This window comes from Spiroplasma endosymbiont of Notiophilus biguttatus, from assembly GCF_964030985.1.
GTDB lineage: Bacteria > Bacillota_I > Bacilli_A > Mycoplasmatales > VBWQ01 > Spiroplasma_E > Spiroplasma_E ixodetis_A.
Map to the genome: position 1 here is coordinate 1,325,743 of NZ_OZ034993.1, position 13,316 is coordinate 1,339,058.

Below are 13,316 nucleotides of genomic sequence, written 5' to 3' on the forward strand. Positions count from 1 at the left end.
AGTTATTAATATTTTGTAGGGTGATTTTATGGAAATAAACATTAAAGAAAAAGAACAATTATTAGAAAAGGCCATTAAGCAAATTGAAAAAGAATTTGGCAAAGGTGCTATTATGTTACTAAGTGATAGTAGTATTGGCGATATTGAAGTTATTAGTTCAAGAAGTATATTATTAGATGATATTTTGGGTGTTAAAGGTTTTCCAAAAGGTCGTATTATTGAAGTTTATGGACCAGAATCGGCAGGTAAAACTACATTAGCATTAATGGCTTTAGCACAAGTTCAAAAACAAAATGGTAGAATAGCATTTATAGATGCCGAACATGCATTAGATCGTCAATATAGTCAAAAATTAGGTGTTGATATTAGTCGTTTATTAATTACACAACCAGATTCAGGAGAACAAGCATTAGAAATACTAGATATTCTTGTTAAATCAGAAGCTTTAGATATGATTGTTATTGATTCGGTAGCTGCATTAGTTCCACAAATTGAACTTGATGATGATATGAATGATCAAACAATTGTTGCTCAAGCACGATTAATGTCTAAAGCATTACGAAAAATTAGTGGAAGTATCGCAAAAACTAATTGTATTGTTTTATTTATTAATCAAATTCGAGAAAAAGTTGGTATTATATATGGTAATCCTGAAATAACACCCGGAGGAAAAGCATTGCGTTTTTATAGTACAATTAGACTAGAAGTACGTAAAGGTGAACAATTAATCAAAAGTAATCAAATAATTGGTCATAAAATAAAAATAAAAATTGTAAAAAATAAAGTAGCATCACCATTTAAAACAGCAAGTCTTGATTTTTGTTTTGAAGAAGGATTTTCAAAAATTAGTGAAATAATCATTACAATTGCTGTTCAGAAAGAAGTTATTAATAAATCTGGTGGCTGATACACTTATGAAGATGTAAAATTAGGACAAGGAAAAATAAAAGCAAAAGAAAGTTTAGAAGCAAATACTTTTCTTTTAGAACAAATTAAGGAACGAATCAAGTTTTAAAAATTAATATTTAAAACATGCTAAAATTAATATAGGATTATTATCCTACTTATTTGTGTGTAGATATTAAAGAAGAAAAATATAAAATTTTAATTTTATTTAAGTTTTTGAGTGTAAGGATTCTTTTTCTTGTAGGTATTTTACAGCAAGGAGAGAAATATAAATGGAAAAAAATATGTTAGCTATATTATCAAATATAAGTAGTCAACAGTTTGGAATGTGAGTAGGTATATCAATTGTTCTAGCAATGATAGTAGGGATAATTGCTGGATTTCTAATTAGAAAAATGTATTTAAAAATTAAAGAACAAGAAAGTTTTACTAATATTTTAAAGAGAGAAAAAGAATCTCAAAAATTAATTCAATCCTCAAGAGCCGATGCAAAAATTGAAATAAGCAAAATGAAAAAAGATTTGTATTTAGAGATTGAATATCGTAAAGAACAAAATTTAGAATATGAGAAACTTTTAAATAAAAGAGAACGCAAATTAAGTCAACGTGAAGAAATAATTGAAACACAAACACAAAATCTTTATCATCAACGTGAAATTGTAAAAAATGTTAAATTAGAATATCATCAAAAAATTGATCAAATTATTATGGAATTAGAAAAAATTTCTGGTATGAGCCGAAATGAAGCAAAAGATGAATTGTTTAGTAAATTAAAAGAAAAATTATCATTAGAATTTAATAAAATTATTAAAAATCATGAATATAATATTAAACTTCAATCTAAAGAGTTAGCTAATAATATTGTTAGTGAAGCAATAGAACGTTATGCAAGTAATTTTATTGTTGATAAGTCAGTATCATATGTTAAGTTACCTAATGAAGAAATGAAAGGTAGAATTATTGGTAAAGAGGGTAGAAATATTAAATCTTTTGAATTAACAGCAGGTGTAGATATTATCATTGATGATACACCAGAAACAATTCAAATTTCTTCATTTAATCCGATCAGAAGAGAAATTGCAACTAGAGCTTTAGAAGATTTAGTTAAAGATGGAAGAATTCATCCAATTAGAATTGAAGAAATCTTGAGATTTCATGAGCAGGAATTAAATGAAGGTTTTAAAGTTGATGGTAAAAAAATTATTGATGAGTTAAAATTAACTGGTTTTGAACCAGAGTTAGTATCTTATATTGGAAGATTAAAATATCGTACAAGTTATGGTCAAAATGTTTTATTGCATTCCTTTGAAGTTGCCAAACTTGCAGGAGCAATGGCAGCTGAATTAGGTTTAGATGTTAATATTGCAAAACGTGCTGGTTTATTACATGATATTGGTAAAGCTGCTGATTATGAATTAGAAGGTTCACATGTTTATAATGGTGTGATTTTAGCAAAAAAATATCGTGAAAGCGATATTATTATTAATGCTATTCATTCTCATCATGGTGATGTTGCAAAAGATAATGTTTATTCTTCTTTAGTTTCAGCTGCTGATACATTATCAGCAGCTAGACCTGGTTCAAGAAATAATTCATTAGAAGAATTTATAACTAGAATTAAAGAAATTGAAGATTTATGTAAATCTGTTAAAGGTGTAGAAAAAGCATATGCTGTTCAGGCAGGAAGACAAATTAGAGTTATTGTTGATCCTAAAGTTATTAATGATTTTGATGCTCATATATTAGCAAGAAACTTAAAACAAAAATTAGAACAAATGATTACAATACCAGGCGATATTCATATTACTGTTATTCGTGAAGTAAGAGCAACGGAATTAATTAATTAACAAAATTAATTAATTGTTTTTTAGAGAACCCTTAGGTTCTCTTTTAACTTTATAAAAAATATAATTTTGTTAATTTAAATATTTATTTTTTATGTTTAATTTATTTTTTTCATTATTATTTTAGTGTTAAAATAATATAGTCTTAAAAATAGAGGAGAATATAAATATGAGTTTTGCTGACATTATGTCAAAAAAAGTACAAAAAACATTAGAAAAAAATTTAAGTAAAAAAACTTTAACCATGGAAAATATGGAAGCAACAATTAAAGAATTCAGATTAATTTTGTTAGAAGCTGACGTTAATTTTAGAGTGGTTAAAACTTTAACTAATGAAATTATTAATAAAGCAAAAGGTGAATTTATTAAAGAAGGCTTAGATCAAAAAGAAATGTTAATTAAAATTATTCATGATGAATTAACAAAGATTATGGGCACTAAGAATGTTGAATTAGATTTATCTACTAATCCTACTGTCATTATGATAGTTGGTTTACAAGGTTCTGGTAAAACAACAACAATATCTAAACTAGCAAAGTTGTTAACAGATAAATATCAAAAAAAATGTTTATTAGTTGCGGGAGATATTTATCGTCCAGCTGCTGTTGAACAATTAAAAGTTTTAGGAAAACAGTTGAATATTGAAGTTTTTTCCCAAAAAAATGAAACTCCTACTAATATTGTTAAAAATGCTCAAATATATGCTAATAAAAATAAGTTTGATGTAATATTAATTGATACAGCCGGAAGATTACACATTGATGAAAAATTAATGCAAGAACTAGTGGAAATAAGAAAAATTACTTCACCAAAAGAAGTTTTACTTGTTTGCGATGGTATGGCAGGACAAGATATAATTAATGTTGCTATTGAGTTTAATAATACTATTCCTATTACTGGAAGTATAATCACTAAATTAGATGGTACTGCTAAGGGTGGTTCAGCCCTTTCAATTTCTTATTTAACAAAGATTCCTGTTAAGTTCTTAGGAATGGGTGAAAAGGTAACTGATTTAGAGGTTTTTTATCCAGAAAGAATGGCAGAGCGTATTTTAGGCATGGGTGATCTTACTACATTAATGGAGAAGGCTGAAAGTATACTTTCAACTCGTGATGTTGAAGAAACTATGAATAGAATGATGTTAGGTCAATTTGATTTGAATGACCTTGTTAATCAAATGAAACAAATTCAAAAAATGGGTAAATTAGGATCACTTGTAAAAATGATTCCTGGTATGTCTGCTAAAATTAGTGATGCTAAAATTAGTGATGCTGAAACTGATTTAAAAATAGCAGAATATATTATTGCTTCAACAACTGCTCAAGAACGTGAAAAGCCACAAATTTTACGTTATCCAACTAGAAAAGCAAGAGTATTAAAAGGCTCAGGTCGTTCAGAAAAAGAATTAAATAAAGTGTTAAACCAATTCGAAAAAACTAAAAAAGTTATGAATCAAATTGCTGGTCAGATTAAAAAAGGAGAAATGCCAAATATTTCAGGATTAGATAAATTAATAAAAAGTTAGAAAAATAAAAAAAATTTGTTATTTTTTGTTAATTTGTTAAAATTTACTTAACTCAAGAAATGTATAAAACTTTGATTTCTTGAGTTTTTATAGATATTATTTTGTTAAAATTTTTTTAAATTTTCTTCTTTGTTTTTAAAACTTTAATTTATTTTTTTAAAGTAAAACTAGATTTTTAAAAAGAAAATAGTGTTTAAATAGTGGGTTATTTTAAATTAAAAATATAGCAAAAATTTATTTTTTCTTTTTCAGTTGCTTAACAATATTTAGGGAACAAGATAACTTTGAATTGTGTTTAGTAAACAAATTAAATTCAGTTAGGAGACTATGATTATGAAAGATACGTATACATCTGTTCGATTAGCTCAAAAGCCACAAAATTCTTTTGCTTGCTATCGATGTGGTAGAGTAATTTTGATAGCTGATTACTTAGAAGGAATAAATATTCAAGTTAATTGCAGTCGTTGTGGCTTTAAGAAGCGTGTTAATAGTATAAAGATAGAGAAAATAAACAGTAAGCGAAATTCAGCGCTAAATTCTAATGAAATTTCAAAAGATAAGATAAATGAAATTTTTAATTCCTAAAACTATTAAATTTGTAAAATTACAAATTTGAAGAAGTGTTGGTTTAATTGATTTATTAATTATTTTAATGGTAGTTGGATTTGCTTCAATTATTATTTTATTGTTGCAAATTGATATTATTTTTAAAATATTAGCTGTTATTTTAGTTGGCTGTGCTACTATTCCGCTTACTTTTTATTGACAGCCAAGAAAAAAAGGATGAGAAATTATTTTATTATGATTTAAATTTCATAGTAAAAATCGTTATTATAAATCTGAAAAAAATTCACAAATATTAGTACCATTTAAAAAAATTATTAGTAAGAATGTGATGGAATTAAATGTGAAAAATACAAATTATACTAGAGCTTTATTATTGGAGGGTTTTAATATTACATTATTATCTAATGAAGAAGCCTCAAATAAAATTAAAGATTTAGCTGCAGCTTTTAAAATTATTAATATTTCTATGTCTTTAATAAAGATTGATATGCCTTTAGATATAACTGCACAAACTAATTTTTATAAAGAACAACTCGAAAAAATTGATTTAGAAAATATTACTGAAAAAGCAAAATTAGCAAGAAAATTTCAAATGATATCAGCAATTAATGCTAATGATGAAATTCAAAATCAAAATGAAATGACGCAACCATTTTTTTACTTATTTTTTTATTCATCAAATCAAGAAAAATTAAAAGAAGAAGTAAATGCTTTTAAAAATTATATCAGTCGTAGTGGCATTAAAACTAGTGATATTAATTGTTTTGAAATGATGGTTGTTTATAGTAAATTAATAAATTCTAACGAAAATGTTTCCTTAGAAGAAATGTTTACTACAAAAAAAGAAGAAACTGTTAAAAGTAAAGATTTAACTAATGATTTGGCGATTAAAGAATTATTAGTTCATAAGAATAATTTAGAATTTGCTAATTGTTTTCAAACTGTTTATAACATATATGATTATCCATTTGAAGTTTCAGCAGTCTGGTTAGCAAATTTAGTAAATATTCCTAATACTAGTTTAATCTTTACTTTTAATAGTATTAGTGAAGAAAGTGCTAAAAAACAATTGAATAAAGCTATGCAAAATTTAGCAACTTTAAATTTTATGACAAAATCATTGTCAGAACGAAGAGATTATGATTATCATTATCAATCATTAAGTGAATTATTAGATCAAATTGCTGGTGGTGGTGAAAAAATATTTAATACTAATATGTATTTGTTAATTAATGGTGCTGATCGTAAGCAACTTAAACAAAATATTAGTACTGCCGAATACGAAATAAAAAACAATAATATGAAGTTTGATAAATTATATTATCGTCAATTAGAAGCTTTTTTATCAGTAATGCCAGATAGTGCTGATTGATTTAAAGAAACAGGTCACGAAATGCCATGTTTAACAATAGCTGCTAGTTTTCCTTTTTTAAATCAAGAATTAAATGATAAACAAGGATTGTTTCTTGGATTTAATGAAAGTGGTAATAAAGTATTTTTTGATCAAAGAACTAAAAGTAGTACTCGTAAAAATCATAATCAACTAATTATTGGTACTAGTGGTTCAGGAAAATCTTATACTTCTAAAAAAGAAGTAAATTATCAAATTATGCTTGGTCATAAAGTAATTGTTATTGATCCTGAACGTGAATATCGCGATTTATGTAATTATCATGATGGAAGTTGAATTGATGTTGGTGATGGTTCTTCTGGCAATATTAATCCATTTCAAATTACATTGGCACTGAGTGATGATAATAATACTCGTGATATTTTAGCACCACATATGCAATTCTTAGAACAATTTTTAAACGTTGCTACTGGTGGATTAACGAGAAATGAATCAAGTTTATTAATGATTTATGTACATTTAATGTATGAAAAATTTGGTATTACTTTTCGAACAAAAATTCATTTATTAAAACCAAATCAATTTCCAATTTTTCAAGACTTATATGATATTATTGAATCTGATATGGTTAAAGAAGAAGAGATTAGAAGTAAAAATGAATTAAAAAATTTACTAATTATATTATCAAGATTTGCTACTGGTGGTACTGATGCTAATTTATGAAATGCTCATACTAATATTAATAACAGTAGTTTATTACAAGTTTATGATTTATATACTTTAACGCAATCAGGTAATAAACGTTTAGTTAACGCTCAAATGTTTTTAATTTTGAAATATATTGAAAATGAAGTACGAAAAAATAAAAATGATAATGAAATTAATAATAAACAACAATGAATTTCAATTACTATTGATGAAGCCCATTTACTTATTGATAAAGAATTTCCAGCAGCATTATTATTTATGTATCAAATTGTTAAGAGAATTCGTAAGTATACAGGTATGATAAATATTATTACGCAAAATATTAATGATTTTCTTGGTTCTGAAGAAATTAAAAAATATACTACTGCTATCATTAACTCAAGTCAATATTTAAAAGTATTAAACTTACAACCTCATGATTTAGCGGCATTAAATGAATTGTATTCTTCATATGGTGGCATTTCTGCTAATGAAACTGATTTTATTGCTCGTGCTAAAGTTGGTGAATGTCTTTTTGCTATTTCTAGTTTATATCGTATGTGTTTAAATATTAATGTTAGTGATGCTGAAACACAAGCAATTAAAAATATAAAAAATAAAGAAATTGAAAATTAGTATATTTTTATACATTATCCATTTCATCAATAGCTGTTAATTTATTTTAAATAAAAAATAAGTTAATAAAATTGTAAATTATTATTTACTTTATTTTAAAACCAACTATAATTAAAGTGTATCAACATTATTTATAACATATGAATTTGACGACTGTAAGTCCTAATTTATCTCTTTAAGGAGTAAAATAGGACTTATTATATTATTAGATAAATTCATGCTTTATAAACAATTTTGATTAGTAAATAATTTTATTTTTTTATTATTTAAGGAGGAAAAACTTATGATTTTTAATTATCTATCAGATGAACCTGATATAAATAAAATCATTGATGTAGCAAAACCTTATGTTTCAGCAGTTGCGGGATTGCTAATTGCTGCTTTAATTGCATTTAGTGTTTTTAAAATAATTATATTGGCAAAAGATTTAGCCGCTGCTGGTGATGATCCACAACGTAGAAGTGAGATTAAAAAAGCGTTTATGTATACATTAATTGCACCAATTATTGGTATTACTGCATCAGCAATAATAATTGCTCTTGTGCAAGCTTTTGGTGGTAATTCAAATATTCTTCCTAGCTAACTAAAGAAAGTTATATATTAACTTAATATTAAGTTATGAAGAGAAAAGAGATGAAAATATGGATTGACTAACAGATATTATACTAGGAGCTTTATTATTAATACCTTGACTTATTTTCATTCAAGGACCATTATATTTAATTGATATTTTATTGAGATCACCTAATCATGGTCATGGCGGCATATTTGATTATTTAACAACTGATGCGATAACTAATTTAGTTTTTGGCGATTTTACTAAAGATCCACTTAATAGTAAAAATTTACCAGTATTTTTTTCAGCATTAGCAATTGTTTCAATTGGCGTAATACTTATTATGTTTATTATGCAATTAATTATTATTCAATTTACTGAAACACATACAATTAGAGAAAAATTAGGTAAAGCTATAAAAAATACATTTTTAGCTTTTTTAGTAATTGTTTTCATTCCATTTTTTATGAGTACTATAAATTATTTAATAACAGGATTATTGGCAGTTTTACAAATTACAGCTTTAGGAAAAAATGCTAGTTTAGCTGATTTATTATGAGGTATTGGTGCACCCGATGCTAATGCTGTTCAGCATGATCCTGGTGTTTATTTAATGCCACCTATTTCTGAATTAAAACATTGAAACTTTATTCTTGAAATTATTGCGGTGTGATTTACTTTATATGTATTATTTGTTGCATCAATGACATTGGTTGAAAGAATTATTGATTTATTACTTTTATTTTCAATATCACCAATTGTTGCTTCTATGATGCCTGTTGATCAAGGAAAAAGATTGGGTGTTTGAAAAGAAATGGTAATAGGTAAGTTTATTATTGGTCCAGGAACAATGTTACCTATTTATATCTTCCTTCAAATATTACCAAAAGCAATATTAGATATTACTAATAATACTAATTTTAGTTGACTTGAAAAACAAGTTTTATATACGTTATTTTGTACAGCCGGTGCTATTAGTTGTTTAAGAACTCAAAAAATTATTAATCACTTAGTAACACAAAACTTAGGTGTACAAAGTGCTATTGATTCTAATGGAGCAGCTATTGCTGGAAATATTATGGGTAAAGCTCGTACTTTTGCTAGCCTTGCAGCAGGTGGTGCTGGTGCATTAAAACTCGGGAAACAAATTGCATTTGGTGGTGCTAAAGATGGAAGAAATCCTGATGGTAGCGAAAAGAAAGCAAGTGGACTATTAAAAAATGGTATCACAGGTTATTTAGGCAAAGGTACTAAGGGATTTGTCAAAGGAATTGGTAAAATTCAAAATTCTCATGATCAAGGTACTAAATGACAAGATACAAAAAATAATTTAAAAAGTCCTTTTGTTGGATTAAAAAATATGGCTAAGGGTGCTTTTAAAGAACCTGTTGTAAATTTAAATAACATTAGAAAGAATGCAAGAAGAGGAGATTCTGATGAATAAAAAAGTAAAATATTAAAATCTTGGAGAAATAATCATGAAATTTAAAAAAACAAAAAATGAATTTAAAAAGAAAAAAAGTTATCGTTGAAGACGTAATGTAACTATTGGTATTTTATTATTAATAATATCAGGTATTGCTGGTGTTATTTCCCAATATGGGTAAAATATAAATTATTATAAAATATATAAAAAATAAAGGAACATAAAAATGAAATTTATTCGTCAAAAAAAATGAGTACTACCAGCAGTAATTATAATTGTTATACCCTTTTTAGTATTAATAAATACTTTATTAGTTTATGCTTTAGTCTTTGTTCGTAACATGTTTTTTCATAGTGGAGATAATCAACAACCATTTACACTTAAATTTTTAATACAGGATGTTATTAATTATTGATTAATATTTTTAGTTTTATTTCTTATTGAATTTTCAGTTTTATTATCTTACTTTATGATTCATAAATATAAAATTTATCGTGAAACTCATAATAAAAGTCGCTTTTTACGCGATTCAAAAAATAAAGTGTATGGATCCGCTGCTTGATTAACGCCCACTGAAATTGCTAATACCTTTCCTTTATCAAAAACTGTTGAAAATGATTATGGTATTGTTGTTCAAACAACAAAGACTAAAATTGGTGGTGTCCAATTTAATATTAAGTCTGATGCTCATAATATTGTAATTGGGGGAACAGGAAGTGGTAAAACTCAAAAATTAGTTATTCCAACTATATATTTAAATGCCCAATCGAAAATTAAACCATCAATGGTTATTACTGACCCAAAAGGAGAATTATTTCAAAATCATTCTAAAATATTAAAAGATAATGGTTATGATGTTTATGTTATTAATTTACGTGATACATCAGTATCTAATTCATGAAATCCTTTTGTTAAAGTATATGATTTTTATGTAGAATCAATGCGTTTAAAAAAAGAAAATAATCCTTTAAATGAATCAATTACTTATGAATCAATGGCATTATCATGAATTAATGATATTGTTGAAGCTTTATTTCCTGAATCAGATCCAAAACAAAAATTTTGAAATCAATCAGCGATGCAAGTTGTTAAATCAATTATGTTATTTATGTTAGAACAACTTGAAGATCAACCTGATGTTCCTTTAAAATACTTTAGTATGTCAAATGCTGCTATTGTTGCTACTAATCGTCAACGATATGTTGAAATTCTAAAAAAAATGCCAACTCATAGTTTAGCTCGTCAAATTGGTTTAGGTGCATTAGAAGGTGCCGAAGAAACTGCAGGGTCAATTAGTCAAATGGTTGCTAATGGATTACGTTTATTTACTGATCCAGTGACACGAAATATTAGTTGTAGTAATGATATAAATTTAGATGAAATTGTAAAAAAACCAAGTGCTGTTTTCTTAGTTGTTCCTGATGAAAGTAATGAACGTAATGCTTTTGTATCAATGTTTATTGCACAGTTATATAAAAATACGATTCGTTATGCAAGTACTTTGCCTGATATTAAATTACCACGTCCTTTATACTTTTTATTTGATGAGTTTGGTAATATACCAACCATTGCTAGTATGGCACAAATGATTACTGTTGCACGAAGTCGTAATATTTTTTTCATGATGATTATGCAAGATTTACAACAATTAACACAAAAATATGGTAAAGAAACAGCAGAAACTATTTTTAATAACTGTATTTTGCATACTTTTTTGCAAACTATGGATTTACAAACTGCTAATAAATATTCAGATATGTTCGGTGAAAAGACAATTATTAATTATAGTCATTCTGGTAATAAAGATAAAAAAGCTGATAATATTAATTCATCATTACAAGGTAAAAAATTAATTACAGGTAGTGAGTTAATGAAATTAGATTTTGATACTGCTGTTATTTTTTTAGCAAAACATAATCCAGCAAAAACACGTTTAATTCCGTTTTATGAATGAGGAAGTAAACCGGCAGGACAAGCAACCGTTACAAACGCTTCACGTTTAATTGATTTTAATAAAGATTATTATTTGAGTTATATTGGTTTATTCTATTATATTGAGAAAAGAAAAAATCCACAATCTGCTGCTGAAAGAGAAAAATCAGAAAAATAAAAAACAAACAATAGTTAAGAAATTGTATATAAAAGAATATTTATCTTAAATATATAAATGTATATTATTGATAGATATAGAAAATAACGATATACTTATTTCATGAATAGATCAAAAATATAAGTTTTACTTTTTATAAATTATGCTAAAAAAGGTAAGTACATAATAATGTTAAATATTATAAATAAACTTATATGAAAGGATTTTAAATATGAATGTTCCCAATATTATTTCTTTAATAAGATTAATATTAGTCCCAATTATTGTTAGTTTAATGATTATCGGTCCAATAAATAATGATAACTTTTATCAACTTTGAATAGCAAGTATTAATATTAATACTTATAGCTTACCGATTAGTTGGTTAATGGCAGCAATTTTATTTATTATTGCTGCCATTAGTGATTTTATTGATGGATGATGAGCAAGAAAATTTAATCAGGTAACAACTTTTGGTAAATTTTTTGATTCAATTGCAGATAAGCTTTTAACTAATGGTGTTTTAATTGTAATGGCATGTGCTACTATAATTCCAATTTGAATGGTAGTTATTTTGGTATTACGTGATTTTATTATTGATGTAGTTCGTCAAATTTTGGCTACTAAAGGTACAATAATGGCTGCTGATAAATATGGTAGAATAAAGGCAGCAGTACAAATGTTAGGAATTACAATTTTATTTTTTATTAATTGACAATTTTTAAATGGTAGTGTTAATGGTCATAGTAATAATGATCAATATGGTTTAATTAATCAATTAGTAATGATACCAATGTACGTTGCTACAGTATTAAGTATTTTTAGTGCTTATAATTATATTAGTTTAAATAGTAAAAAATTGTTTAATATCTAAAAATAAAAGGAGTATTAATATAAATGATAAATAAAGTAATTGTTTTGAATCAGTGAGCAGTAGTTACAGGAGCGTCTAAAGGATTGGGATATTATTACTGTCAAGCATTATTAGCACAAGGTTATCACGTATTAGGGGTATCACGTGATAGTAAAAAAATATTAGAATTAGCAGATAAGTATCCACACTTACAAGTTAAAAATTATGATTTAGATTTATCTGATTTAAAAAATGTTTATAAATTATTTGAGTTATCAAAAGAATTAAATGTAACAGTAGTTATTAATAATGCTGGTTATGGTGTTTGAGGAACATTTACAGACAGTATGTTAGAACAAGAATTAAATATGATTAATTTAAATATTTCTTGTTTACATATTTTAACAAAGTTATTTGTTCAACGTTTTAGTAAAAATAATTATGGTCGTGTTATTAATATTGGAAGTATGGCAGCTTTTAGTCCAGGACCTGTTTTTGCTAGTTATTATGCTTCTAAATCATATGTTTGAAGTTTAGGTGTTGCAATTAATTACGAATTAAAAAGAGCAAAAAGTAAAGTAAGAGTAATTACAATTTGTCCAGGTCCATTAAAAACTGAATTTTGAAACCGTAGTAGTAATGGTAAAGGTAATAAAGAACATTATAGTTCATTATTACCAGTTTTAGATACTGAAACTTATGCTAAAAAGTCTTTACAAACAGCCTTAAAAACAAAAAGAAAAAGTTTTATTATTACAGGAATTTCTAATAAAATTACAAGAACTATTATTAGAATATTACCCTTAAAAACAGTACTTAAGTTAGTATATAATTATCAAAAAAATCGATAGAAATAATTTTTTTGCTCTTTTTTTT

The 13,316-nt window shown here is 25.7% G+C and carries 11 protein-coding genes; all 11 read left to right on the forward strand.

All coding sequences use genetic code 4. The annotated features are described in order from the left end of the window. Nucleotides 1–28 precede the first annotated feature (28 nt). The 11 genes from recA (at nucleotide 29) to AAHM85_RS08090 (ending at nucleotide 13,291) form a co-directional block, all read left to right on the forward strand. A complete protein-coding gene (gene recA / locus AAHM85_RS08040; RefSeq protein ID WP_342261636.1) occupies nucleotides 29–1,015 on the forward strand; it encodes a recombinase RecA in 987 nt (328 codons plus the stop codon). 163 nt (nucleotides 1,016–1,178) lie between these two features. Further along, on the forward strand, nucleotides 1,179–2,753 hold the full coding sequence (gene rny, locus AAHM85_RS08045) for a ribonuclease Y (RefSeq protein WP_342261637.1): 1,575 nt from the start codon (nucleotides 1,179–1,181) through the stop codon (nucleotides 2,751–2,753). 166 nt (nucleotides 2,754–2,919) lie between these two features. Further along, a complete protein-coding gene (gene ffh / locus AAHM85_RS08050) occupies nucleotides 2,920–4,275 on the forward strand; it encodes a signal recognition particle protein (protein ID WP_342261638.1) in 1,356 nt (451 codons plus the stop codon). 333 nt (nucleotides 4,276–4,608) lie between these two features. Continuing rightward, entirely contained in the window at nucleotides 4,609–4,860 is a 252-nt protein-coding gene (locus tag AAHM85_RS08055) for a hypothetical protein (protein ID WP_342261639.1), read from the forward strand. Then, nucleotides 4,841–7,516 (forward strand): Mbov_0397 family ICE element conjugal transfer ATPase, encoded by a 2,676-nt coding sequence (locus AAHM85_RS08060; protein WP_342261640.1) that lies wholly within the window; start codon nucleotides 4,841–4,843, stop codon nucleotides 7,514–7,516. Before AAHM85_RS08055 ends, AAHM85_RS08060 begins: the two co-directional genes overlap by 20 nt. 283 nt (nucleotides 7,517–7,799) lie before the next feature. Continuing rightward, nucleotides 7,800–8,099, forward strand: a complete 300-nt coding sequence (locus AAHM85_RS08065) for a hypothetical protein (RefSeq protein WP_342261641.1) — start codon at nucleotides 7,800–7,802, stop codon at nucleotides 8,097–8,099. 58 nt (nucleotides 8,100–8,157) lie between these two features. After that, entirely contained in the window at nucleotides 8,158–9,516 is a 1,359-nt protein-coding gene (locus tag AAHM85_RS08070; protein WP_342261642.1) for an Mbov_0396 family ICE element transmembrane protein, read from the forward strand. Between the two features lie 34 nt (nucleotides 9,517–9,550). Further along, a complete protein-coding gene (locus AAHM85_RS08075; RefSeq protein WP_255495888.1) occupies nucleotides 9,551–9,679 on the forward strand; it encodes a hypothetical protein in 129 nt (42 codons plus the stop codon). Nucleotides 9,680–9,967: 288 nt separating this feature from the next. After that, nucleotides 9,968–11,608: a VirD4-like conjugal transfer protein, CD1115 family gene (locus AAHM85_RS08080; RefSeq protein WP_342261643.1), complete on the forward strand. Its 1,641-nt coding sequence runs from the start codon at nucleotides 9,968–9,970 to the stop codon at nucleotides 11,606–11,608. Between the two features lie 211 nt (nucleotides 11,609–11,819). Then, nucleotides 11,820–12,461, forward strand: coding sequence for a CDP-diacylglycerol--glycerol-3-phosphate 3-phosphatidyltransferase (pgsA, locus tag AAHM85_RS08085; protein WP_342261644.1), 642 nt, complete (start codon nucleotides 11,820–11,822; stop codon nucleotides 12,459–12,461). 23 nt (nucleotides 12,462–12,484) lie between these two features. Beyond that, on the forward strand, nucleotides 12,485–13,291 hold the full coding sequence (locus AAHM85_RS08090; protein WP_342261645.1) for an SDR family NAD(P)-dependent oxidoreductase: 807 nt from the start codon (nucleotides 12,485–12,487) through the stop codon (nucleotides 13,289–13,291). Nucleotides 13,292–13,316 lie beyond the last annotated feature (25 nt).